The sequence below is a fragment of the Halomonas saccharevitans genome (genome assembly GCF_900116405.1).
Lineage (GTDB): Bacteria > Pseudomonadota > Gammaproteobacteria > Pseudomonadales > Halomonadaceae > Halomonas > Halomonas saccharevitans.
Window position 1 is genome coordinate 38,493 of the sequence record NZ_FPAQ01000020.1, and the last position, 24,084, is coordinate 62,576.

The 24,084-nt window shown below is 68.6% G+C and carries 23 protein-coding genes and 1 tRNA gene; 8 read left to right on the forward strand and 16 right to left on the reverse strand.

All coding sequences use genetic code 11. The annotated features are described in order from the left end of the window. Positions 1 to 49 precede the first annotated feature (49 nt). The 7 genes from BM388_RS10540 to ffh form a co-directional block, all read right to left on the reverse strand. Positions 50 to 790: a DsbC family protein gene (locus BM388_RS10540; RefSeq protein ID WP_089849915.1), complete on the reverse strand. Its 741-nt coding sequence runs from the start codon at positions 788 to 790 to the stop codon at positions 50 to 52. Positions 791 to 793: 3 nt separating this feature from the next. Next, positions 794 to 1,696 (reverse strand): site-specific tyrosine recombinase XerD, encoded by a 903-nt coding sequence (gene xerD / locus BM388_RS10545; RefSeq protein ID WP_089849917.1) that lies wholly within the window; start codon positions 1,694 to 1,696, stop codon positions 794 to 796. Positions 1,697 to 1,814: 118 nt separating this feature from the next. Then, positions 1,815 to 2,171, reverse strand: a complete 357-nt coding sequence (gene rplS / locus BM388_RS10550) for a 50S ribosomal protein L19 (protein ID WP_089849919.1) — start codon at positions 2,169 to 2,171, stop codon at positions 1,815 to 1,817. Positions 2,172 to 2,328: 157 nt separating this feature from the next. Further along, positions 2,329 to 3,090 carry a tRNA (guanosine(37)-N1)-methyltransferase TrmD gene (trmD, locus tag BM388_RS10555; protein ID WP_089849921.1) on the reverse strand — a complete coding sequence of 254 codons (762 nt, stop codon included), beginning with the start codon at positions 3,088 to 3,090 and terminating at the stop codon, positions 2,329 to 2,331. Between the two features lie 26 nt (positions 3,091 to 3,116). Then, on the reverse strand, positions 3,117 to 3,665 hold the full coding sequence (rimM, locus tag BM388_RS10560) for a ribosome maturation factor RimM (RefSeq protein WP_089849923.1): 549 nt from the start codon (positions 3,663 to 3,665) through the stop codon (positions 3,117 to 3,119). Positions 3,666 to 3,705: 40 nt separating this feature from the next. After that, a complete protein-coding gene (gene rpsP / locus BM388_RS10565; RefSeq protein WP_071944078.1) occupies positions 3,706 to 3,954 on the reverse strand; it encodes a 30S ribosomal protein S16 in 249 nt (82 codons plus the stop codon). Positions 3,955 to 4,182: 228 nt separating this feature from the next. Then, positions 4,183 to 5,592, reverse strand: a complete 1,410-nt coding sequence (gene ffh, locus BM388_RS10570; RefSeq protein ID WP_089849926.1) for a signal recognition particle protein — start codon at positions 5,590 to 5,592, stop codon at positions 4,183 to 4,185. A 219-nt stretch (positions 5,593 to 5,811) separates the two neighbouring features. On the opposite strand from ffh, the gene BM388_RS10575 reads away from it, so the two are divergent. After that, complete coding sequence (locus tag BM388_RS10575) at positions 5,812 to 6,612, forward strand: cytochrome C assembly family protein (protein ID WP_089849928.1); 801 nt, start codon at positions 5,812 to 5,814, stop codon at positions 6,610 to 6,612. Between the two features lie 76 nt (positions 6,613 to 6,688). After that, positions 6,689 to 7,972: an HlyC/CorC family transporter gene (locus BM388_RS10580; RefSeq protein ID WP_089849930.1), complete on the forward strand. Its 1,284-nt coding sequence runs from the start codon at positions 6,689 to 6,691 to the stop codon at positions 7,970 to 7,972. A gap of 37 nt (positions 7,973 to 8,009) precedes the next feature. On the opposite strand, the gene BM388_RS10585 is transcribed toward BM388_RS10580, so the two are convergent. Together BM388_RS10585 and BM388_RS10590 are read right to left on the reverse strand one after the other, a co-directional pair. After that, on the reverse strand, positions 8,010 to 8,720 hold the full coding sequence (locus tag BM388_RS10585; RefSeq protein ID WP_089849932.1) for a 1-acyl-sn-glycerol-3-phosphate acyltransferase: 711 nt from the start codon (positions 8,718 to 8,720) through the stop codon (positions 8,010 to 8,012). Then, positions 8,720 to 9,337 carry a TetR/AcrR family transcriptional regulator gene (locus BM388_RS10590; RefSeq protein WP_089849934.1) on the reverse strand — a complete coding sequence of 206 codons (618 nt, stop codon included), beginning with the start codon at positions 9,335 to 9,337 and terminating at the stop codon, positions 8,720 to 8,722. The genes BM388_RS10585 and BM388_RS10590 overlap by 1 nt, the downstream gene beginning before the upstream one ends. 187 nt (positions 9,338 to 9,524) lie before the next feature. Between BM388_RS10590 and BM388_RS10595 the strand changes: the two genes are divergently transcribed. Together BM388_RS10595 and BM388_RS10600 are read left to right on the forward strand one after the other, a co-directional pair. After that, positions 9,525 to 10,211, forward strand: a complete 687-nt coding sequence (locus BM388_RS10595; protein WP_089849936.1) for an SOS response-associated peptidase — start codon at positions 9,525 to 9,527, stop codon at positions 10,209 to 10,211. Then, positions 10,211 to 13,048 carry an insulinase family protein gene (locus BM388_RS10600; RefSeq protein WP_245781527.1) on the forward strand — a complete coding sequence of 946 codons (2,838 nt, stop codon included), beginning with the start codon at positions 10,211 to 10,213 and terminating at the stop codon, positions 13,046 to 13,048. Before BM388_RS10595 ends, BM388_RS10600 begins: the two co-directional genes overlap by 1 nt. 83 nt (positions 13,049 to 13,131) lie before the next feature. Here BM388_RS10600 and sbcB read toward each other — a convergent pair whose 3' ends face one another. The 4 genes from sbcB to minC form a co-directional block, all read right to left on the reverse strand. Then, on the reverse strand, positions 13,132 to 14,622 hold the full coding sequence (gene sbcB / locus BM388_RS10605; protein WP_089849940.1) for an exodeoxyribonuclease I: 1,491 nt from the start codon (positions 14,620 to 14,622) through the stop codon (positions 13,132 to 13,134). Between the two features lie 112 nt (positions 14,623 to 14,734). After that, complete coding sequence (gene minE, locus BM388_RS10610) at positions 14,735 to 14,986, reverse strand: cell division topological specificity factor MinE (RefSeq protein WP_071944062.1); 252 nt, start codon at positions 14,984 to 14,986, stop codon at positions 14,735 to 14,737. Further along, positions 14,983 to 15,801, reverse strand: a complete 819-nt coding sequence (minD, locus tag BM388_RS10615; protein WP_089849941.1) for a septum site-determining protein MinD — start codon at positions 15,799 to 15,801, stop codon at positions 14,983 to 14,985. The genes minE and minD overlap by 4 nt, the downstream gene beginning before the upstream one ends. 72 nt (positions 15,802 to 15,873) lie before the next feature. Next, entirely contained in the window at positions 15,874 to 16,635 is a 762-nt protein-coding gene (gene minC, locus BM388_RS10620; protein ID WP_089849943.1) for a septum site-determining protein MinC, read from the reverse strand. A 255-nt stretch (positions 16,636 to 16,890) separates the two neighbouring features. Between minC and BM388_RS10625 the strand changes: the two genes are divergently transcribed. Continuing rightward, a complete protein-coding gene (locus BM388_RS10625) occupies positions 16,891 to 19,671 on the forward strand; it encodes a DUF349 domain-containing protein (protein ID WP_089849944.1) in 2,781 nt (926 codons plus the stop codon). 116 nt (positions 19,672 to 19,787) lie between these two features. Here BM388_RS10625 and phbB read toward each other — a convergent pair whose 3' ends face one another. Beyond that, positions 19,788 to 20,534 (reverse strand): acetoacetyl-CoA reductase, encoded by a 747-nt coding sequence (gene phbB / locus BM388_RS10630; RefSeq protein WP_089849946.1) that lies wholly within the window; start codon positions 20,532 to 20,534, stop codon positions 19,788 to 19,790. A gap of 195 nt (positions 20,535 to 20,729) precedes the next feature. Here phbB and BM388_RS10635 point away from each other — a divergent pair. Then, a tRNA-Met gene (locus BM388_RS10635) sits at positions 20,730 to 20,806 on the forward strand. A gap of 169 nt (positions 20,807 to 20,975) precedes the next feature. After that, the gene (locus tag BM388_RS10640; RefSeq protein WP_089849948.1) at positions 20,976 to 21,911 is read left to right on the forward strand and encodes a co-chaperone YbbN; all 936 of its coding nucleotides are present in this window, start codon (positions 20,976 to 20,978) and stop codon (positions 21,909 to 21,911) included. A gap of 133 nt (positions 21,912 to 22,044) precedes the next feature. On the opposite strand, the gene BM388_RS10645 is transcribed toward BM388_RS10640, so the two are convergent. Further along, entirely contained in the window at positions 22,045 to 23,223 is a 1,179-nt protein-coding gene (locus BM388_RS10645) for a MalY/PatB family protein (RefSeq protein WP_089849950.1), read from the reverse strand. Positions 23,224 to 23,266: 43 nt separating this feature from the next. Between BM388_RS10645 and BM388_RS10650 the strand changes: the two genes are divergently transcribed. Next, positions 23,267 to 23,698, forward strand: a complete 432-nt coding sequence (locus BM388_RS10650) for a hypothetical protein (RefSeq protein ID WP_089849983.1) — start codon at positions 23,267 to 23,269, stop codon at positions 23,696 to 23,698. A gap of 38 nt (positions 23,699 to 23,736) precedes the next feature. Here BM388_RS10650 and BM388_RS10655 read toward each other — a convergent pair whose 3' ends face one another. Beyond that, positions 23,737 to 24,078, reverse strand: coding sequence for a hypothetical protein (locus BM388_RS10655; RefSeq protein WP_089849952.1), 342 nt, complete (start codon positions 24,076 to 24,078; stop codon positions 23,737 to 23,739). Positions 24,079 to 24,084 lie beyond the last annotated feature (6 nt).

Genomic DNA, 24,084 nt, shown 5'->3' on the forward strand with positions numbered 1-24,084 from the left:
GCAGGGCCCCTCGTGCCGACGCTCGTCGGCGTCGGTCATCACTCGGCCATCATTCACTCAGGCCGAGCATGGCGGCCAGACGCTCCGCCGGCACATAGCCGGGCACCAGGCGGCCGTCGGGCAGCACAATCGCCGGCGTGCCCTGCACGCCGAGCTGCATGCCCAGATGATACTGTTCCTCGACCGGATTGTCGCAGTCCGCGGCGCCGCTCAGCGCTTCTTCGCGTTTGGCCGCCGACATCGCCTCGGCCTTGTTGTCGGCACACCACACTTGCTGCAGCTGGCGTCCGCCCGGCGAACCCAACCCGCTGCGCGGGAAAGCCAGGTAGTGGACCTCGATGCCCATCTCGTTGAGCCGCGGCACCTCCTCGTGGAGCTGGCGGCAGTAGGGGCAGGTGGTGTCGGTGAAGACCACCAGCTCGGCGCGCGTTTCGCCGGTGCCGCGATAGATCACCCGCTCGCTCTCCGGCACCGCGGCGAGTCGCGCGCTGCGCTCGGCGTTGCGGCCCTGCTCGGTGAGGTTGACCAGGCCGCGCTCGGCGTTCTCGTAGAGGTCACCGACCAGGAAGTGGCTGCCGTCGGCGTTGCTGTAGAAGGTCTCGCCGCTCGAAAGCGTCACCTCATAGAAGCCCTCCAGCGGCGTCTCGCGCACACGTTCCACCGGCATGGGCTGGCCGTTGACCGACAGGGTCTCGGCCAGCTGCCGGGCCGGGTCGGCCTGGGCAACGGGCAACAGGGCCAGGGACGCGGCCAGCAGGCCCCCGCATAGGGTAAGGATCGATAATCTCATGGTTCAGCCTCGAGGGTGATGGTTGGCATGCAGGTCTTCGAGTCGCACCTGCGCCACATGGGTATAGATCTGCGTGGTCGAGAGATCGCTGTGACCGAGCAGCAGCTGTACGACACGCAGGTTGGCGCCATGATTCAACAGATGAGTGGCGAAGGCATGGCGCAGGGTGTGCGGCGACAGCGGACGATCGATCCCGGCGACCCGCGCATGGGCCTTGATGCGGTACCAGAAGGCCTGGCGGGTCAGGCAGCGGTCGTCGCGCCCGGGGAACAGAGCCGGCCGGGTGATGTCCGCCATCAGCGCGCCGCGAGCGGTTCGCAGATAGCGCTCGAGCCAGCTCACGGCTTCTTCGCCCAGCGGCACCAGGCGATCCTTGTCGCCCTTGCCGCGCACCCTGACCACGCCCTGGCGCAGGTTGACCGCATCGGTGGTCAACCCCACCAGCTCGGTGACCCGCAGCCCGGCACCGTAGAGCACCTCCAGCATGGCCCGGTCGCGCACGCCGAGGTCGGTGGTGAGGTCCGGCGCGGCGAGCAGGCGCTCCACTTCGTCCTCCTCCAGGGTGTCGGGCAGCGCCGGGCGCACCCGGGGCAGGCGCACGTCGACCAGCGGGTCGTGATCGACCAGCCCCTCACCGAGAGCCCAGCGGTAGAAGCGCCGCAGGCTCGAGAGCAGCCGCGCGTTGCTGCGCAGGCTGTAGCCCGCCGTGCGACGCTCGTCGAGCCAGGCCGGCAGGGCAGTACTCGTCGGCGACAGCAGCGGCTCGCCGACCGCTGTCAGGCGGGCCTGCCAGCGCGTCAGGTCGTGGCGATAGGCGCTCAGCGTGTTGTCGCTGGCGCCTTGCTCCAGCCACAGGCCGTCGAGGAAGGCATCGATCAGCGCGGCGGCCTGCGTGGTGCTTCCCATACGACTCCCGAACGGGCCCAATCAGAACGAAACCCCGCCCCGCGGCAGCGGTGACGGGGTTCCGGAAGTGGGGTCAGGGCCTGAGCCCCGACGCCACACGCGGGCAGAGGCTCTCGCCTCAGGCCAGCTTTTCCTTGATGCGAGCAGACTTGCCGCTGCGCTCGCGGAGGTAGTACAGCTTGGCCTGGCGCACGTCACCGCGACGCTTGACCTCGATGGAATCGACCAGCGGGCTGTAGGTCTGGAAGGTACGCTCGACACCGACACCGTGGGAGATCTTGCGCACGGTGAAGGCGGAGTTCAGGCCGCGGTTACGCTTGCCGATGACCACGCCTTCGAAGGCCTGGAGACGCTCGCGGGTGCCTTCCTTGACCTTGACCTGGACGATCACGGTATCGCCGGGGGCGAAGGCCGGGATTTCCTTGCTCATCTGCTCGGTCTCGAGCGCCTGGATCACCTTGTTCTTGCTACTCATGACAACAACTCCTCAAAAATATCTCGTGACGCGCCGGATGCGGTTCGTCGCCGGTGCGTCGTGATCCCGGCGCCCGAGTCGAGCTCGAGAGCGCGGGAATGCCGTTGGTGACACAGGTCCGCCGTCCCGGGGACGCGCCCTGCACCTCCGCCCTGACCTACTTCGCGGCCAGCGCGTAGTCCTCGATGAACTCCTCGAGCAGCACGCGCTGCTCGTCGCTCAACGACCTGCCTTCCAGCAGGTCGGGACGCCTGAGCCAGGTCCGCCCCAGTGACTGCTTCAGCCGCCAGCGCCGGATGGCGCCATGGTGGCCGCTGAGCAGGACCTCCGGCACTCGCCGCCCGTCGACATCCTCGGGGCGCGTATAGTGCGGGCAGTCCAGCAGCCCGTCGTTGAAGGAGTCCTCGACCGCGGAATCCTGATGGCCCAGCACCCCGGGCACCAGTCTCGCCGCGGCATCGATCAGCACCATGGCCGGCAGCTCGCCGCCGCTGAGCACATAGTCGCCGATCGACCACTCCTCATCGATGTCGGCTTCCACCACCCGCTCATCGATGCCTTCATAGCGCCCGGCCACCACCACCAGCGGGGGGCCCGAGGCCAGTTCCTGCACGCCCTGCTGATCCAGCCGCCGCCCCTGGGGAGAAAGGTAGATGACCCTGGCCCGCTGGCCGGTGGCGGCCTCGGCGCGCTCGCGGGAGGCGTGAATGGCCGAGCGCAGGGTGTCGACCTTCATCAGCATCCCCGGGCCACCACCGTAGGGGCGGTCGTCCACGGTGCGATGGCGGTCGGTGGCGTAGTCCCGGGGATTCCAGAACTCGAGCGCGATGCGCCCCTTCTCCACCGCGCGACCCGTGACGCCGTGACGAGTGATCGCCTCGAACATCTCGGGAAACAGCGACACCACGCCGATCCACATGGCCGGCGACGGGATCGAATCGGAACTCAAAACTCCGGATCCCAGTCGACGGTCATCACGCCACCCTCGAGATCGACCTCCAGCACGACGTCACCGGGCAGAAAGGGCAGCAGTCGCTCACGCGACTCGATGCGCTCGTCGGCCTCGCCCTTCACCACCATGACGTCGTTGGCGCCGGTCTCGAAGAGGTGGTCGATGCGGCCCAGTGCCAGCCCGTCGCGGGTCACCACGGCGAGCCCTTCGAGCTGATACCAATAGAAGTCATCGGCGTCGAGCTCGGGCAGTTCGGCCTTGGGCAAAAGGATCTCGGCACCCGCCAGGGCCTCGGCCGCCTCGCGGCTGTCGACCCCCTCGAGCTGCGCCACCAGGCCCTTGCCCTGGCGGCGCCCCTGCAGCAGGCGCGCGCGGGTCAGGCGACTCCCCTGGCGCAGCACCCAGGCCTCGTAGTCGAGGATGCCGTCCATGGGACTGGTATACGAATACACCTTCAGCCAGCCCTTCACGCCGTAGGGGCTGGTCAGCTTGCCCAGCACCACGTGATCGTCGGCTGGCTGCGCTTGCGCATGTTCGCTCATCGACGACCCCTGGACCGTTGCAGCAGGCAAGTCAGACCTATCAGGCCTGCTTGCGGGCTTCCTTGACCAGCTCGGCGACGCGGTCGGAGAGCTGGGCACCCTGGCTCTGCCAGTGGGTGATGCGCTCCAGGTCGACGCGCAGGCGCTCTTCCTGACCGCGGGCGACGGGGTTGAAGAAACCCAGGCGCTCGATGAAGCGACCGTCACGGGACTTGCGAGAATCGGTCACGGTGAGGTGGTAGAAGGGACGCTTCTTGGCGCCACCACGTGCCAGACGAATGGTAACCATGCGTTGATTATCCTTCGGTTGAAGTTACGGATGTTTCGGCCGAGGTGCCGATACCCTGCTGGCCCTCGCCAATCTGCTCCGGGAAGCGGGCCGACGGCCCGGCTTCGGGTCATTCGGTCACGACGATGACCGCGTCGATCGCGGTCCTGCCTGTGAAGACGCGATATTCTACGGAAAATCGCTCGACTTGGAAACCTTTTTGCGCTCGACACCGCGCCATGCGCCGGCTCAGCGCCGGGGCATCCCGCCGGGACCACCCATACCGCCCATGCCGCCAGGGCCACCCGGGCCGCCGCCGCCCATCATGCCGGACATGCCGCGCATCATCTTCTGCATGCCGCCCTTCTGGCCCGCCTTCTTCATCATCTTCTGCATCTGCTTGTGCTGCTTGAGCAGGCGATTGAGGTCGGGCACCTGCAGGCCGGCACCGGCAGCGATGCGACGCTTGCGCGAGCCGTTGATGATCTCGGGCTTGCGCCGCTCCTGGGGGGTCATCGAATTGATCAGCGCCTCGAGCTTGCCCATCTCCTTCTCGGGTCCTGGGCCCTGGGCCATCTCGGCCATCTGCCCCATGCCCGGCAGCTTGCCCATCAGGCCGCCCATGCCGCCCATCTTCTTTAGCTGCTGGAGCTGGTCGCGGAAGTCCTCGAGGTCGAACCCCTGACCCTTCTTGACCTTCTTGGCGAGCTGGTCGGCCTTCTTCTTGTCGACGGTGCGCTCGGCCTCCTCGATCAGCGAGAGCACGTCGCCCATGCCGAGGATGCGCGAGGCCACCCGGTCCGGGTGGAAGGGCTCGAGGGCGTCGACCTTCTCGCCCACGCCCATGAACTTGATCGGCTTGCCGGTGACGTGGCGCACCGAGAGCGCCGCGCCGCCGCGGGCATCGCCGTCGGCCTTGGTGAGGATCACCCCGGTCAGCGGCAGCGCCTCGTGGAAGGCCTTGGCGGTATTGGCGGCGTCCTGGCCGGTCATGGCATCGACGACGAACAGCGTCTCGTCGGGCACCACCGCCTTATGCAGCGCCTGGATCTCGGCCATCATCGCCTCGTCGATGGCCAGGCGACCGGCGGTATCGACCAGCACCACGTCATGGAACTGGATCTTGGCGTGCTTGATCGCCGCCTTGGCGATGGCCACCGGCTGCTGATCGCTGCGCGACGGGAAGAAGTCGACCTCGACCTCACGGGCCAGGGTCTCGAGCTGGTCGATGGCCGCCGGACGATAGACGTCGGCCGAGACGACGAGCACCTTCTTCTTATCGCGTTCGCGCAGGTAGCGCGCCAGCTTGGCCACCGAGGTGGTCTTGCCCGCGCCCTGCAGGCCGGCCATCAACACCACGGCCGGCGAGCCCTTGAGGGTCAGGCCCTCGTTGGCCTCGCCCATGATCGCCTCGAGTTCCTGCTGGACGATCTTGACGAACTGCTGGCCCGGGGAAAGGCTCTGGGAGACTTCCTGACCCACGGCACGCTCGCGCACCCGGTCGATGAAGGCCTTGACCACCGGCAGCGCGACATCCGCCTCGAGCAGGGCTCGACGCACCTCGCGCAGGGTGTCCTTGACGTTGTCCTCGGTCAGGCGGGCCTGACCCTTGATGGACTTGAGCGTCTGGGACAGACGCTCGCTGAGATTCTGGAACATGGGGCCTCTCCAATCACGATGGCCGGGGAAACCGCTCCGGCATCGGCCGGGGCTCCCTGCAATGGTCGAAAATTATACGCGCCCTGGCCGGCAGTCTCCATGCATGACCGGCATTCGCTGCCCCGAGGGAGCGCCGCCGCGCTGTGCGCCGCCGTGGGGATTCGGTATAGTAGCAATACCATTTCATAAGCGCTGGCGAAGGCGCACGGACAGCGATCGATGCAGCCGCTATCACTTGCCGTCATGGCCTTCCTCTTCTACTTGGGGGCCGCCTCCTGGCAGGGCCTCGCCCTAGCCCGGCGGGTACCACCGCGCGACATGCTGGTGCGTGCCCTGGCCCTGTTCGGACTGCTCTGCCACCTGCCGCTGGCCGCCACGCTGCTGGCCCGGGGCGACTCCCTGCTGCCCGGCCTCTCGACCAGCGCGGTGCTGGTCGGCGCGCTGGCCGTGCTGGTGCTGCTGCTGGCCAGCCTCTTCAAGCCGGTGCTCAACATCGCCACCGGACTGCTGCCGCTGGCCGGCCTGAGCCTGCTGCTGGCATCGGGGCTGCCGAGTCCGGAGCGTGCCACCGGCATGACCCCGGGCATCGCCCTGCACGCGCTGAGCAGCGCCCTGGCCTTCGCCCTGCTGGCGATCGCCGCCGTCCAGGCGGTGCTGCTGGGCATCCAGAACCAGGCGCTGCGCCATCACCACATCCGCGGCGTCGTCCAGTCGCTGCCCCCGCTGACCACCATGGAGCGGATCCTCTTCGAGATGATCTGGGCCGGCATGATCCTGCTGACCCTGTCGATCGTCAGCGGCTTCCTGTTCGTCGACAACATGTTCGCCCAGCACCTGGCCCACAAGTCGATCCTCTCGCTGGCCGCCTGGGTGATCTTCGCCACCCTGCTGTTCAGCCACCATCGACTGGGCTGGCGCGGCATGCGCGCGGTGCGCTGGACCCTGGGCGGCTGCCTGGTGCTGCTGCTGGCCTACTTCGGCAGCAAGTTCGTGCTGGAGATCGTGCTCGACCGCGGCTGAGCCCGGCACCGCCTTGACACCCGCTGGCCGAGCCCCTACAACTCGAGCCTGATACGCCTTTGAGGATCCTTCGACATTGAGTGACGACTTCCCGCTGGGACTGCTGTTCGGCCTGCTGTTCCTGCTCGTCTGCCTGTCCGCCTTCTTCTCCAGTTCCGAGACCGGAATGATGTCGATCAACCGCTACCGCCTGAGCCATCAGGCGAGCAGCGGCGAGTCGCGCGCCCAGCGGGTCATGCGCCTGCTGTCGCGGCCGGATCGGCTGATCGGCGTGATCCTGATCGGCAACAACTTCGTCAACAACCTGGCGGCCTCCATCGCCACCATCATCGCCATCCACTTCTTCGGCGAGGTGACCGGCCCGGCCGTCGCCACCGCGCTTCTGACCATCACCATCCTGATCTTCGCCGAGGTCACGCCCAAGACCTACGCGGCAATCAAGCCCGAGCGCATCGCCTACCCCGCCTCGCTGGCCCTGGAGCCGCTGCTCAAGCTGCTCTACCCGCTGGTGTGGCTGGTCAACGCGATCTCCAACGGCCTGCTGCGCCTGATGGGCGTGAAGAGCATCGACGGCGGCGCCGACAACCTGACCCGCGACGAACTGCGCACCGTGGTGCACGAGGCCGGCACGCTGATCCCCCGCCGCCACCAGTCGATGCTGCTGTCGATCCTCGACCTGGAGAACGTCACCGTGAACGACATCATGGTGCCGCGCCACGAGGTGATGGGCCTCGACCTGGACGACGACCTGGAGGAGATCCTGGCCCAGATCCGCACCAGCCAGCATACCCGGGTACCGGTCTACAAGGGCGACATCAACAACATCATCGGCATGCTCCACCTGCGCAACGCGGCGCGCTTTCTCTCCCGCGGCGACGTGACCAAGGCGGCCATCGTCCAGGAGGCGCGGGAACCCTACTTCATTCCCGAGTCCACGCCGCTGCACACCCAGCTGCTCAACTTCCAGAAGCAGAAGCGGCGCATCGGGATCGTGGTGGACGAGTACGGCGACGTGGAGGGCCTGGTGACCCTGGAGGACATCCTCGAGGAGATCGTCGGCGAGTTCACCACCGACGTGGCGGGCCTCGACCAGGAGATCCACCCGCAGGACGACGGCAGCCATCTGATCGACGGCACCGCCAACATCCGCGATGTCAACAAGGCGCTGGGCTGGCAGCTGCCGACCGACGGCCCCAAGACCCTCAACGGCGTTATCCTCGAGCACCTGGAGTCCTTCCCCGACGGACCGGTCTGCCTGCAGATCGGCAACGTGCGCATGGAGATCCTCGAGGTGCGCGACAACCTGATCACCGCCGCCCGCTGCTGGCAGCCGGTGCGTCGCGCCGCACGGGTCGCGTGAGGCCCGCCATCCAGGCCCCGGATGAGACCGGCGCGGCCTAGTCGCGGTCCGCGTCGGGCTCGGCCCAGCCATCGGCCTCGACCTTGAGGGCGTGCACCCGCTCGGCGACGCGCTGCCGGCTCGCCTCGCCGGGCGGCATGGCCTCGCCGAAGTAGAGCGCCACTCGGGCGCGACAGCGCCGCGGCGGCCGGGTCAGCGCCTTGCCGCCCCGGTGCGAGGTCCAGGAGCCCCAGAGGCCAGCCAGCCCGGCGGGGATCACCGGCACCGCATCGCGAGCCAGTATCAGCTCGAGGCCGCGGCGAAAGGGCTGTATCTCGCCGTCCGGTGTCAGTCGCCCCTCGGGAAACACCATCACCACCTCACCCTGCCCCAGCGCCCGACTGACCTCGGCCAGCGCCTGTCGCACGCTGCCCGGATCTCGCCGATCGGCGTCCACGGGAATGGCCCCCACCCGGCGAAATAGCCAGTTGAGCCAGGGCGAATCATAGATCGGCTTGTCCATCAAAAAGCGTAGCGGCCGGGGGCTGGCCACGCCCACCACCAGCGCGTCCATGAAGCTGACGTGGTTACAGACGACGATGGCCGGACCGCTCGCGGGAATGCTTCCGCGACCACGAAAGCGCAGCCGATAGACCAGATGAAGCAACAGGAAGAGCGCGCCCCGCAGAAAGGGTCGCGGGGCACTGGCCAGCCGCCAGCCACCCGCCGCCATCACCAGCCCCGTCGCCCCCCACAGCAGCGGGGACATCACGGCGCGTCTGGCGCGCGCCCGAGGCCGGCCAGGATGGTCGAGAGCAGCTGGTCGAGCAGCTCGCCCACCTCCAGCGGTTCGCCGTGCCAGTGGCCGAGACGCTCGTTGAGGCCCAGCTGAACCAGGCCGTGCACGCTGCCCCAAAGGGTGCGACTCAGCCGCCACGCCTCCAGGTCATCCAGCGACGGCTGGTACTCCTTGAGGGTCGCCTCCACCCGCAGGAAGAGCCCCTCGATCATCGCGTTCTGACGCTGATCCAGCTCGCCCTCCTGAGCCAGCGGATAGTCGAAGAGCAGCTGCCAGCGATGGGGGTCCTGGCGGGCGAACTGCCAGTAGACCCGCGCCAGGGCCTTGAGGCGCTGCTCGGGCACCTGATCGGCGAGCAGCGGCTCGATCACCTCACGCAGCCGGGCCAGGGTCTCGACGTTGACGTGCTGCAGCAGGTTACTGAAGCTGCCGTAGAGCTTGAGCAGCGTGCTGGGCGCACAGCCGACCTCCCGCGCGAGCGCCCGCAGCGAAAGCGTGTGGACCGGATGCTGCTTAAGCCAGGCATCGCAGGCGTCCATGACGTGGGCATGGAGCGCCTCGGGTGCATGCTGTCTGGGACGAGCCATCGGGATCCTCGCGGAGTGGTGGCGCGCAACGCGCGTCGGGCGACAAGGATACTCTCATCGAACACTGTTTTCGACAGGATATCCAGGGCCATTCACGATGCAAGCGGCGGCCGGATCGCGCCGCGTTCGCGGCTTTTCTCCGCCCATGGACTTGGTTACCCTGACGCTCCATCCACTCGGAGTCCCCATGGCCGGCCGACTGCACATCGCCCCGCTCGACCTCGAGCGCCTGCTGCCCGACCTGGTCGCCGAGACCGCCCTGATCACCGGCCCCAACCTGGCGCCACGCCGCCCCCTGTCGATGATCCGACTGGATGCCGGGCGGCCGCGGCTGGTGACGGCCTTCTGGGGGCTGACGCCCCCCTGGCTCAAGGTGCTCGACCATGCGCCCCACTGCGCCCGGGCCGAGGCCCTGCAGACGCGCCCCATGTTTCGCGAGGCCTTCACGGCCCGGCGCTGTCTGGTACCGGTCAGCGGCGTCTATGCCTGGAAGCCACAGCCGCGTTTCAAGCAGCCCTTCCTGGTCACCCGCGTCGATCGCGGCCCCTTGCTGCTGGCCGGGATCTGGTGTCGCTTTCACACCAGCCTCAGCCAGCACCACGACTCCATGGCGCTGATCACGGTGCCGACCAACGCCCTGCTGGCGCCCATCACCGACCGCCTGCCGGCGGTGATTGCGCCCGACCAGGCCGAGCGCTGGCTCGATCCGCAGACACCGCCTAGCGAGGCTCAGGCCCTGCTCGGCCCCGCCTCCGCGGAACTCCTGGGCGCTTTCATGGTATCAAGGAAGGTCAACGACCCAGCCTGCCAGGAGCCGACCTGCGCCCATCCCACCGGCCCCATGCTGCGCCATTCCGTCCCACAGGAGCGATGATGATCAACGCCTTGCCTGCCTCTTGCCGCTACCCGGGCCATCTGCTCGCCTGGCTGGCCGTTGCCGCGGCCCTGCTGACGGGCCTGACCGCCCGCGCCGACTCCGTGAACGCCAGCGTCTCGCCCAAGGTCAGCCCCCACGACGATCGCGACTACCGCGCCCTGACCCTCGACAACGGACTGAGCGTGCTGCTGGTCAGCGACCCGGAGGCCGACAAGGCCGCGGCCTCGCTGAACGTCGACGTGGGCAGCGCCCAGGATCCCGAGGATCTCGCCGGCCTGGCCCACTACCTCGAGCACATGCTGTTCCTCGGCACCGACGCCTATCCCGAGCCCGATGCCTACCAGGGCTACCTGACGCGTCACGGCGGTAGCCACAACGCCTTCACCGCGCCCTACGACACCAACTACTTCTTCGATATCGAGCCCGACGCCCTGGCCGGCGCCCTGGATCGTTTCAGCCGTTTCTTCGTATCGCCGCTGTTCAACGCCGAGCGCCTGGAGAGCGAGCGCAACGTGGTGCACTCCGAATACCAGGCGCGCCTGCGCGACGACGGCCGCCGTGCCCAGGACGTGCTCGATCAGCTGCTCAACCCCGCCCACCCCGCCACCGGCTTCTCGATAGGCAGCCGCGAGACTCTGGCCGACCGGCCGGCGGGAGAGCCGAGCCTGCGCGAGCGCGTGATCGACTTCTACGAGGCGCACTACGACGCTAACGTCATGCACCTGGCGGTGGTGGCGCCCCAGCCCCTCGAGGAGCTCGAGGCCCTGATCACCGAGCGCTTCGCCGGCGTGCCCGACCGCGGCCTCGCCCGGCCAAGCATCGAGGCCCCGCTGGTCGAGGAGCAGAGCCTGCCGCGCGCGGTGCGGCTCGAGTCGGTGCGCGACAGTCAGCGAGTCAGCTTCCTGTTCCCGGTGCCCGACCCCGAGACCGCCTATCGCCACAAGCCGGCCGACTATCTGGCTCACCTGCTCGGCCACGAGGGCGAAGGCAGCCTGCTCGCGGCGCTGCGCGAGGCGGGCTGGGCCGACGGCCTCTCCGCCGGGGTGACCCGCGGCGATGGTCGCCGGGCGCTGTTCGCCGTGGACATCAGCCTGACGCCCGAGGGTGCCGAGGCGCTGCCGCGCGTCCAGGCGAGCCTGTTCTCCGCCATCGAGGGCATTCGGGATAAAGGTCTCGAGGCCTGGCGCTATGAGGAGCAGGCGCGCCTGGCCGACCAGCAGTTCCGCTTCCAGCAGCACGGCGCGCCCCAGGGCGACGCCATCCGCCTGGCCATGAACCTGTCGCGCTACCCGCTGGAGGACGTCAACATCGCGCCCTACCGCCACGACGGCTTCGATCGCGCGCTGATCGAGCAGTGGCTCGACGGCCTGCGCCCCAACCGGCTGCTGCGCCTCTATAGCGGCCCGGAGGTCGAGGGCGACGCCGTCTCGCCCTGGTTCGACACCCCCTGGCGCGAGGTCGCGATGCAAGACGAAGGCGAGCCGCTGCCCGGCATCGCCCTGCCCGAGCCGAACCCCTACATCGCCGCCGACCTCGAGCTGATCGAGCGCCAGGACGAGGTGCCGGGCCTGGCCATCGACGAGACGGGGTTCGACTTCTGGCACATGGCGGATGCCACCTTCGACACCCCCCAGGTGGAGTGGCGCTTCAGCCTCCAGCACCCCGCGGCGAGCCGCGAGGCCCGCGAGGCGGCGCTCTCCCGGCTGCTCGCCGGCTGGCTCGTCGACAGCCTCAACGAGACCCTCTATCCGGCACGCCTGGCCGGCCACCGCTTCGAGGCCTACGCCCACGCCCGCGGCATCACCCTGTCGTTCTCCGGCTGGCGGGATCGCCAGGAGCGCCTGATCGAACGGGTCATCGCCCAGCTCGAGGACGCGACCATCGACGAGGCGACCTTCGAGCGGGTGCGCTACCGCCTCCAGCGCGAGTGGCGCAACGCTCCGCAGGATGCGCTCTACCGCCAGGCTCACCGCACCCTGTCCGAGGCGCTGGTGCGCCCGCAGTGGCCTACCGAGGCGCTGCTTCAGGCGAGCCGCGACCTGGAGACCGCCGACCTGCGCGACTTCCGCCAGCGCTTCCTCGCCGAGCTGCACCTGGAGGCGATGGCGGTGGGTAACCTGACGCGCGAGCTCGCCGGCCGCGAGGCCCGGCAGGTGGCCGAGGCGCTCGCCCCGACCCTACCCAGCGAGGCCATTCCCGACCTCACCCCGCTGCAGGCAGAGGATCTCCCCGAGCTCATTCCCACCACTACCCGGGAGGATTCGCTGGTGCTGCGCTACCTGCAGGGGCCGGATCGCTCGCTTAAGAGCCAGGCTCGCCTGGCGGTGCTCGGCCAGCTGCTGGAGACCCCCTTCTACCAGCGCCTGCGCACCGAGGAGCAGCTGGGCTACGTGGTCAATGCCGGCTACTCGCCCATGCTGGACGCCCCCGGCATCAGCCTGTTGGTCCAATCCCCCGATACCGAGAGCGAGGCGATCCAGGGCCATATCGACGCCTTCCTGGACGACTTCGCCAAGCGCCTCGAAGCGCTCGACGACGACGCGCTGGCCGCCTATCGCCAGGCAGTGCACGATGCCCTGATGCAGCGCGATACCAGCCTCTCCGGGCGCACCAACCGCCTGTGGCGCGCGCTGGCTAACGGCGACACCGGCTTCGACCGCCACCGGCGTCTCGCCGAGCGCGCCCTGACGGTGACGGCCGACGAACTGCGCCAGGCCTGGCCGGCCCTGGGCGACAGCGCCGTGGCACGCGTCAGCTTCGATCCGGGCGATGAGCCCAGCGACGTGCTGGCCCTGAGCCGGCACCTGGCGCCGCTGCCCGAGGACGATGACTGACCCGGGGCCTCAACCCCCGAGACGACAGCGCCCGGCCACCTGGCCGGGCGCTGTTCGTTGATCATCACGAAGGAGGGGCTTGGTCAGCCGAAGGCCTGGGGCGGCATCATCGACTCGACGTGCATCACCAGCTCCTCGAGCACCTGCCGGTCGCGATCGGCGAGCGATGCGCCATTGAGCCGCTCGATCTCGCGGGCAAAGTCCTTCAGCGTGAGGCTGGCGACGGCGGGGTCGTTCATGCGCTCCCAACGGAAGGCCTCCCAACGCGCCTGCTCCTCGCTCTCCAGGGTGTCGGGATAGCTGCGGGCCCGATAGCGAAACAGCATCTCCTCGAGGCGCGGATCCTGGAAGGCGAAGCGCGCCCCCACCAGATCCCAGGGATCGGTTTCGCGCACCCGCTGCATCTGCTGGCGATCCGTCGGCGAGAAGAAACCGCCGGCGTAGAGCATCAGGTCGGGATCATGGGGCGGCTCGGGATGGGGCGCGGCGAACACCTCGGCGACACGCGCCGCGATCTCAGGGCGGGCGGCGAGTCGCTTCCAGTGCTCGCGGCACGCGGCCAGGTCGAGCCCCAGGCGTTCGACGATCTCGCCGTACTCGCCCTGGCGGGGCCCCGAGACATCCTTGAGCGCGCTGGCCGGGAAGAGCACCGGGCACTTGTTGATATGGATGACCTTGAGCGGAATGCGCTCGGCGCCCTCCGCGAGATCGTCGTTGCTGACGAAGACCCGCTCGCGAATCTGCTCGGGCGAGAGTTCCATCAGCGGAGTCGGATCCATCGACAGATCGAAGACGATCACCCCGTTGGGATTGGAGGGATGCTCGGCCAGCGGCATCACCAGGGCGCTGCAGCCGCGACTGGCCGGATAGCGCCGCGAGATGTGCAGCACCGGCTTGCGGCTGGGCAGGTCAAGCTGCTTGGAGACGGCGCGCTTGCCGCGCAGGCCGAGCAGGTAGTCGAAGAGGCGGGCGTTACGCTCGCGCAGGAGCCTCGCCAGGGCAATGGTGGCGCGCACGTCCGCCAGGGCATCGTGGGCGCCCGCATGGGCGATACCGTTGGCGGCGGTCAGGTCCTCGAGCTTGAAGCTCGGCGCGCCGTCGTCGCGGGTCGGCCACTCGATACCCTCGGGGCGCAGGGCGTGAAAGGCGCGCACGACGTCGATCAGATCCCAGCGCGAGTTGCCGTTCTGCCACTCCCGGGCGTAGGGATCGAGCAGGTTGCGATAGAAGAGGTGGCGACTCACCTCGTCGTCGAATCGCAGGCTGTTGTAGCCCAGCGCACAGGTCCCGGGCTCGCTCATGGCCGCCTCGATGCGACCGGCGAACTCGGCCTCCGGCAGGCCGCGACGGCGGGCCTGCTGCGGCGTGATCCCGGTGATCAGGCAGGCCTGAGGATGGGGCAGGAAGTCATCGGCGGGCTTGCAGAAGAACTCGAGCGGCTCGCCGATCTCGTTGAACTCGGCATCGGTACGGATGGCCGCGAACTGCGAGGGACGATCGCGGCGCGGATCGGCACCGAAGGTCTCGTAGTCGTGCCACAGGAAGGTCTGCGGGGCGGCTTTCGACTGCGCCATGGGCGAGCTCTCCGAAGGCAGGGATTCAGCGGCCCAGCCTACCACAGCGCCTCGACCGGCTCAGCCGCCGGCCCTGCTCCCGCGATGTGATCGGGAGCAGCACGAGGCCCGCTCACGCCTTGGGCAGGGTCACGTTGAGCTCCAGCACCGAGCAGTTGTCCTCGCTGTCGAGGGTGATGTTGACCGCGTCGTCATCGATCTGCACGTAGCGACGAATCACCTCCAAAAGCTCCTTCTCCAGCAGCGGCATGTAGTCAGGCTGCCCTCGCTGGGTGCGCTGGTGGGCCACGATGATCTGCAGCCGCTCCTTGGCGACCGACGCGGACTTCTTGCGCTCTCGCTTGAGGAAATCGAGCAACTTCACCGGCGGGTTCCTCCAAACATGCGGCTCAACAGGCCCTTCTTCTGGTACTCGTGGAAGCGCAGCGGCACCTCCTCGCCGAGCAGCCGGGCCACCGTATCGGCGTAGGCCTGGCCGGCATCGCTGCTGTCGTCGTGGGTAACCGGCACCCCCTGGTTGGAGGCCCGCAGCACCGCCTCGGACTCGGGGATCAGGCCCAGCAGGTCGATGGCCAGGATCTCGCGGATATCATCCAGGTTCAGCATATCCCCCAGGTCGACCCGGCCCGGATTATAGCGAGTGATCAGCAGATGCTCCCGGATGGGATCATCGCCGCGCTCGGCGCGCCGTGTCTTGGATGCCAGCAGGCCGATGATACGATCGGAGTCACGCACCGAGGAGACCTCGGGATTGGTGACCACGATTGCCTCGTCGGCAAAGTACATGGCGAGCTGGGCGCCGCGCTCGATGCCGGCCGGGGAGTCGCAGATAATGAAGTCGAAGTCCTGATTCAGGGTATCGAGCACTTTCTCGACGCCCTCCTGGGTCAGGGCTTCCTTGTCGCGAGTCTGGGAGGCCGGCAGGATATGCAGATTATCGACCCGCTTGTCGCGAATCAGCGCCTGATTGAGCCCCGCCTCGCCCTGAATCACATTAACCAGGTCGTAAACCACGCGGCGCTCGCACCCCATGATCAAATCGAGGTTACGCAGACCCACGTCGAAGTCGATGACCGCGGTCTTCTTGCCACGCAGCGCCAGCCCGGTGGCGATGGCGGCTGCGCTGGTCGTCTTGCCGACCCCTCCCTTGCCGGAGGTCACAACGATGATCTTGGCCAAATGTCACATCCTGTCTTGTCATGAGGAAAAATAACGCGGGCGTGAACTTTGCCGCCACGCGCTTGGCCGACATCAGTCCAGCGACTTGATGCTCAGCTGGCCGTCGAACAGCTGAACCTGAACGGTGGTGCCCAGCAGGCGCGGATCGATGTCCTCGAGGCGCTTGTAGTTACCGGCCACTGAAAGCAGCTCGGCATGCAGTTCGCGGCAGAAGATGCCGGCCTTGTCGTCGCCGTGGATGCCGGCCAGTGCCCGCCCGCGCAGGGCACCATAGACGTGAACGTTGCCGGCAGCGAGCACCTCGGCCCCGGCATTGACCGCTCCGACTACCACCAGATCGCCCTCGGGGGCGGTCACCTGCTGGCCGGAGCGCACCGTGCCGCGATAGATACGCCCCCCCGCGGTGGCGCCGGGAGGAGCCTCGGTGGCGACCGCCTCAGGCGCGTCGGGCTTGCCATCACCGGCAGGCGCAGCGTCGGCAACGCTCTCCAGGGCGCGCGGACGCGACGCTTCCTGGGGGGGGAACCAGCCCAACCCCAGGGCCCAGGCCGACTGCTTGACCGGATCCGGGCCGCCGCGCACAGCCACCGGCAACAGCTTGTGGGCGCGGCACACCGCGCAGATGCGCTCGAGCGCCAGGTGCGGCTCGTCGAGCTTCTCCACATTGAGAACGACCGGAGTGTGCTGGAAGAAGGCCGGCGACTGGCTGAGCTTGCTCGCCAGCTGCTCGCGAATGCGCTCGGGGTCGGCACTGGTCAGTTCCATGACCGTCATCGGCAGCATTCCCCCCTTGAAGGTGAAGGCCATACTGTCCCTGTCCACATTGAGACTCATTGCCGAACTCCGCGTAGGGTGATGATCGGGGTACAGCTCAAAGCTAAGCGAGTGACTGCAACCCTGCAACCGATCATAAGGACATAGGCGCGCATTGTCAGTGTCTCCTAGCGGCCACACCCCGCCGGCGTCGAGCCTTTTCTGCCGCCACGTCACGTGCTTAGATACGAGAGACTCAAGTTTCACGCCGTTTTTTCCGATAATAATGATCATCTCGCGCCCCCTCCGGGCGCGCTCTCCTCGTCAGGATGCCCCATGTCAGGACTCCTTCGCCGCCTGTTCGCCCCGCGCTGGAAGCACCCGGCCCCCGAGGTGCGCCGTCAGGCCGTATCGCGCCTCGACCCCTCCAGAGACGACCAGCGCCGCACCCTCGAGCAACTGACCCTGGACCCCGATGCCGGCGTGCGCCTAGCCGCCCTGGAGGCGATCGACGATCCCGAACGCCTGCTGACGCTAAGCGAGCGGCCGGATGCCTCCCCCGAACTCAGGCGGCATCTGGTCGCCCTGCTCACCGGTCGCCGCGGCCATCACGACCTTCAGGCGCGTATCGCACTGGTCGAGCGGCTCGAGGATCGAGCGCTGCTCAACGAACTGGCCCTGCAGGGCGACAACCAGCAGCTGCGCCTGGCGGCGCTGGCCCGCCTCGACGCGGAGGAAGATCTGGTCCGCCAGGCCTGCGACAACGGCATCGCCGCGGTGCGCCATGCCGCCGCCGCGCGGGTCGAGAGCGAGGCGGGCCTCGCCCGGCTGGCCCATGATGCCCGGCGTGATCGCCAGGTGGCCCGCCAGGCTCGCGAGCGCCTCAATCGACGACGCGCCGACGCCGCCTCCCTGACGGCGGCCCGTGCCGAGCGCGAGGCGCTGCTGGAGAAACTCGAGCGCCATGCCCATGGCCCCTGGGAGCCGCTCTATGCCGGCCGCCTGCGCCACCTGATGCGCGAGTGGGTGAAGCTGCGTGACCTGGCGGATGCCCACCAGGAGCGCCGCTACCAGGATGCCTGCCAGCGCTGTCGCAAGATCATCGGCGACCACGAGGCCCAGGAGCATGCCCGCCATGCCGACCACCGCCGGCGCGAGGATGCCGACCAGACCCGAGAATCCCTCGTCGAGGCGCTGGAGGAGAGCCTCGAGGGCCTGCATCAGGGTGAGCGGCTCACCGATCAGGACATCGCCAGCCTGCGCGCCCAGAAGCGCCTGATGGCCAGCCGCTGGCAGGCCCTCTCTGACCATCACCTGGCCGACGAGGCGCTGCGCCGCCGCTATGATACGGCACTCGCCGACTACGAACGGATCGTCCAGGCCCGGGTGCGCCTGGACGAACGCGCCGACGCCATCGAGCAGGCGCTGGCGGAAGGCGACGATGATCGACTGGGCGCCCTGATCGAGGCCTGTGGCTGGCCGGCGCGACTGGCGCCGACGCCGTTGCTGGCGCGCGCCCGAGAGCACCTGGCTCGAGAGGCCCAGGACGACGGTGGCGAGCCTGACGCCCGGCTCGCCCACTTCAACGAGGAGCTGGACCAGCTGGAGGGCCTGCTGGAGCGCGGCGCCTTCAAGGGCGCCAGCCGTCTCCACCAGCGCCTGCGCCAACAGGCCGAGCAGCTGCCCAGGCCCCTCCCACCCGCCGACCAGGCTCGTCTCAAGCGCCTGGCGGCGCGGTTGGCCGAGCTTCGCGACTGGCGCGGCTTCGTGGCCGGACCCAAGCGCGATCAGCTGTGCCAGGCCATCGAGGCGCTGGCCGAGCAGACTGAAATGAACGAGGCCGAACTCGACCGTCGCCATCGCCAGCTGGTCAAGGAGTGGAAGGCGCTGGGTGACGCCGCCGCCAATCGCGAACTCTCTGCCCGCTTCCGCGCCGCCTCCGATCGCATCAAGGAACGCCTGGCCCCCTGGCGAGAGCGCCAGCAGGCCGAGCGGCAGCGCCACCTGGAGGCTCGTCTGGCGCTGTGCGAGCAGCTTGAGACGCTGCTCGAGCAGCCTGCCCATGAAGCCGACCCTGATGGGCTGCGCGAGATCCGCGACCGCGCGCGGGAGCAGTGGCGTCGCCTCGCCCCGGTGCCCCGCGACCAGGCCGAACCGATCGGCCGACGCTTCGGGCGCATTCTCCACGAGCTCCAGGCGCTGATCGATCGGCGGGCGCGGGAGATCGCCGAAGCCAAGCGGGCACTGATCGACGAGACGCGCGAGCTGCTGGCACGCGACCTGCCGCCCGGCCAACGGGCCGACCAGGCCAAGGCCCTGCAGCGACGCTGGCGAGCGCTGGGCCGGGCACCCAAGGGCGAGGAGCAGACCCTGTGGCGAGAGTTCCGCGCGCTGTGCGACGACATCTTCGCCAGCCGCGAGGCCGCCCGCGATGATCAGGCCCAGCGCAACCGCGCCCGGCTCGAGGCCATGCAGGCACTGATCGACCGACTGGACGCCTGGCATCCCACGCAGAGCCAAGAGGCCCACAAGCTGGACGAGGCCGTCCGCGAGGCCACGGCGCTGGAGCCACTGCCCTCCGGTCGGCGCACCGAGGGCATGCGTCGCCGCTGGAGCGGCATCGTGCGGGCCCGCCGCGAGCGCCTGGACCGCCTGGCCCTGGCCGAGGAGGCCAACCGCTGGCAGGCCATCCGCCCGCTGCTCACGGCGCACCTGCAGGCCGATGCCCGGCGCCTGGCCGGCGGTCCCGCCGAGGAGATATCTCTGCCCCGCGACCTCGATCTGCCGTCGGCACTGCGTCGCGCCCACGAGGCGCGCAATGCCGCCCGAGAGGCCGGCACCCCGGGCGAGGCCCAGGAGAGGCTCGCCCGCCTGCGCGCCCATCTCTCCCTGCTGGCCGGCGGCCGCGTCCAGCACCGCGACGATCCACTGCGCCTGGCGATTCAGGTGGAGCGGCTCAACGAAAACATGGGCCAGACGAACTCCCGCGCCGACGAGCTCCATCAGCTGCTCGGCGAGCTGCTCGCCAACGGCCCGATGCCCGAGCAGCCCTGGGAACGCGAGGTCGGCGAGCTCGACCGAATGCTCGAGATCCTCGCCGAGCGGCCGCCGCCCTGAGACGACTCTCCGTCGAGACACCCCCTGTCAAAACACAAGAACGCGAGGCGGAGGCCTCGCGTTCTTCTCTTCACCGCCGGGATCACCGACGGCGAGTCTGCTGCAGCGGTGAGCGATCAGCCCATGAACTGCCCGCCGTTGATGTCGATGTTGGCGCCGGTGATGAAGCCCTGTTCCTTGTCGGCCAGGAAGGCGACCAGACGACCGATCTCCTCCGGGGTACCGTAGCGCTTGACCGGAATGGTCTCGCGGATGGCTTCGCGCACCTTCTCGGGAATGTTCATGATCATGTCGGTGGCGATATAGCCGGGCGACACCGTGTTGACGGTGATCCCCTTGGTGGCGGTCTCCTGGGCCAGTGACATGGTCAGACCGTGCATCCCTGCCTTGGCCGCCGCGTAATTCACCTGGCCGAACTGACCCTTACGACCATTGATGGAGGAGATGTTGATGATGCGGCCATGGCCCTGCTCCAGCATGTCCTCGATCACGCTGCGGCAGGTGTTGAAAACGCTGTTGAGGTTGGTATCGATCACCTCGTTCCACTGGTCCGGGGACATCTTCTTCATGGTGCCGTCGCGGGTGATCCCGGCGCAGTTGACCAGGACGCTGACGGGACCGTGAGCCTCGCGGATTTCCTTCACCCCGGCCACGCAGGAATCGTAGTCGGTGAGATCGATGCCGGACAGGGCGATGTTGTCATAGCCCTCGGCCTTCTGAGTCTCCAGCCAGGCCTTCGCCTTCTCCGGATTGTGGTATCCCGCGACCACCAGATAGCCCTGTGAGGCCAGCGTACGACAGATGGCGCTGCCGATGCCGCCAGTACCACCGGTGACCCAGGCGACGGGTGCTTGATTTGTCATTGGCTATCTCCCTGATATGAATGACATCGTCATGGGGTGACCCGGCGGGCCACCACCAGCATGACCATTATGAGTTGTTGGACAGTCATTTTTGTGACGCCAGTCGAGTATGGACCAGGGACCGGCCCTGGGACGAGCGTTGGAAATCGATCCTTGACTAAAGGAGAACTCCGTGTAGAATACGCTCCACGTTGATGCGGGGTGGAGCAGTCTGGTAGCTCGTCGGGCTCATAACCCGAAGGTCATCGGTTCAAATCCGGTCCCCGCTACCAATTTCGAGAAAGGCGTATCGTCCCAGGACGATACGCCTTTTTTCGTTGTGTCCGCCACTGTGCTCGCACACCCTCTCTGACGTGACCCCATCCTTCGATCAGCCCTTGAAGTCGCCGCCGGCGACCCGCATCTACTGAGCAAACTCATCCCGGATCAAGGCTAGTCACCATGCCCATCGTCGACCCCCGCACCGGTGAGCCGCTCACCACCGACACCCCCGCCGGAGATAGCAACGCCGGGCCCGCCGACGGCCAGCAGGCCGATGTCATCCTCGACGTCGACCGCAGCAACATCCAACAGCTGCTCGAGACCTCCATGCAGGTCCCGGTCCTGCTCGACTGCGGCAGCCGCAACGAGGCGGCGAGCCAACAGCTGAGCCAGGTGCTGGAAAAACTGGCCCGGGAATATCAGGGCACCTTCCTGCTGGGTCGCCTGGATATCGATCAGGAGCCGGAGATCGCCGCCCAGCTGGGCGTGCAAGGCGCGCCCGACGTCAAGCTGATCAGCCAGGGCGGCCTGGTCGACCACTTCCAGGGCGCCCTGCCGGAGAAGCAGGTCCGCGAGTGGCTGGGCCGCTACTTCCCGGCCCCGGAGGAGGCGCCCCAGACGCCCGAGGACCAGGCCGCCGAGGCCCTGGCCGCCGGCGATGCCGCCACCGCCCGCAGCATTTATCAGGAGCTCATCCAGCAGTATCCCCAGCACACGCCCTACCAGGTGGAACTGGCCCGCGCCCTGGTGGCCGACGGCGAGGCCGAGCAGGCCCGCGAGCTGCTCGACAACCTGCCGCCGGAGGAGCGCGATGCTGCCCCCGCGCGCGGCGTTCGTGCCAGCATCGCCTTTGGCGAGCAGGCGCCCTCCGCCGAGGAGCTGGCCGCCCTGGGCGAACGCGACGACAGCGAAGCCCAGTTCAAGCGCGCCCTGCGTCAGCTGGCCGATGGCCAGTACGAGGACGGCCTGGAGGCCCTACTCGCCCTGATGAAGCGCGACCGGGAATACGGTGAGGATGCCGCTCGTCGCACCCTGCTGCAGGCCTTCGACGCCCTGGGCGCCGATCATCCGCTGACGGTCACCTACCGCCGCAAGCTCTTCGCCCAACTCTACTGAACCACCGATCGCCCGAGCCCGTCCCACAAAGGGCTCATGTCGCAAAGGGCTCGACGAGCGAATCTTGCGAAAACGGCCACCCCATGGGGCGGCCGTCGTCGTCTGAGCCTTGCCGACGCCGGAGCGCGGCGATTCAGCCCTTCAGCACGCCGTCGAGCCGACTCAGGGCCGCCTCCAGCTGAGCCGCCGTGGTACCGAAGTTGAGCCGCACGAAGCCCGGCCAGCCGAAGTCGGCGCCGTCGGAGAGCGCGACGCTCACGTGCTCCAGCAACCAGCGCTGGGGGGATGCCTCGGTGCCCTGCAGGGCGGGCGCCTCGCGCAGGTCCAGCCAGGCCAGGTAGGTCGACTCGGGCGCGCTCAGGGTTACCCCCGGCCAGCGCGCCACCCGCTCGACCAGCCGCCGGCGGTGGTCGCGCAGCGTCTCGAGCAGCGCCTGACGCCAAGGCTCGCCATGGCGATAGGCCGCCTCGGCGGCCACCAGCCCGAGCACGTTACCGTCCGGCTGCAGGCCCTTGGCCGCCGCGGCGAATCGCCGACGCAGGCCGGCGTCGGGAATCACCGCGCAGGCCGCGGTGAGCCCCGCCAGGTTGAAGGTCTTGGAGGGCGCCCAGAGGGTCAGGGTGCGATAGGCCAGTCCAGGGAAGGCGGCGGCCAGGGGAACATGGCGGGCCCCCTCGTCGAGCAGCAGGTCGCAGTGCAGCTCGTCGGAGACCACCAGCAGGTCGTGGCGCTCGACCAGCGCGGCGAGCCCCGCCAGCTCCTCTCGCGTCCAGACGCGACCGGTGGGATTGTGGGGCTGGCACCACAGCAGCAACCGGGTCTCGGGGGTGATCGCCGCCTCCAGCGCCTCGAGATCGAGCCGCCAGGGCTCCCCGGGGGCACCCGGCGCCCTCAGCGCCGCCTGCTGGGGCAGGCGGCCGGTATGCTCGGCGACGCGCAGGAAGGGCGGATAGATGGGCGTGACCGTCAGCACCCCGTCCCCCGGCGCGGTGAGCGCCAGGCTCGCCAGGTGCAGGGCAGGCACCACGCCCGGCAGCCACAGCTGCCAGTCCGGCGCGATGGCCCAGCCATAGTGCTCGACGCTCCAGTCGCAGACCGCCTGCTTGAGGCTCTCGGGCACCTGGCCGTACCCGAAGACACCGTGGGCGACCCGCGCCTGCAGCGCCTCGATGACCGCCGGCGGCGAGGCGAAGTCCATGTCGGCGACCCACAGCGGCAGCACGTCCTCGCCGTAGCGATGCCACTTCTGCGAGGGCCAGTCGCCCTCGGGAGGGTGGCGACGATCGACGGGCGTGGCAAAATCGAATTCCATGTGCAGTTCCCGCTCCCAGAAGGCCAACAAGATGACCAAGACCATGCCGCAAGACGGCTTCTATGCCAAGGTGCGCCGCGGCCTGCCCGACCTGGTCGCCCAGTGGCTGACACTCGGCCAGGGCGATGCCGATCGCCTGGCGCTGCTGCTCGCCGAGAGCGCCCGGGTAACCCGCATCGGCCTGCCGGAGGAGACCCCCAGCGGCGAGACGCTCAACGACTGGAGCCGCGCCGACGGCGAGGAGCCGCCGCTGTGGGCGGCGCGCACCGCCACCTTCCTGCTGGTGCAGATGCCCGCCCGCCCCGTGCCGGCCAGCGACGACGAGGCCTGCGCCTGGGCCTACTGCTGGCTGCGCAACCGCGATGTCGAGAGCGTCGAGGCCGCCGAACAGGCGCTGCCCGAGCACCTGCGCGAACCGCTGGCCGCCGCGCTCAGGGCCGCCTGGACTGACCTCAAGGGCCTGCGTCTGGTCTGAGCCTGATCTGATGCCTGCGTAAAGCCCGCCCTGCCCCGCTAGCCGCGGCGGACGGTTCGCTTCTTGGGCCGAAACCCCGCCGGCTTGGTGGAGAGCCATGCCACGAAGGTCTGGATCTGCGGATGGGCCAACAGGGCCTCGCGTCTGCGATAATGCTCGGCCAGCTCGCGCTCGCAGAGCACCGCGTGGATGTGCCGGTGGCAGGCGTGGCAGACCCAGAGGATGGCAGTGAGACGCTCGGCACGGTCGAAGCGGCGCCGGTAGCGGGCCTTGCCGTGCAGGGCCCGCGGAATCAAATGGTGCTTGGTCAGCGGTGCCGCCCGCTCGCAGAGCTCGCAGGCCTCGGGCCGCGGCGGGGGCGAGAGTTCATGACCGGCCATGGCACG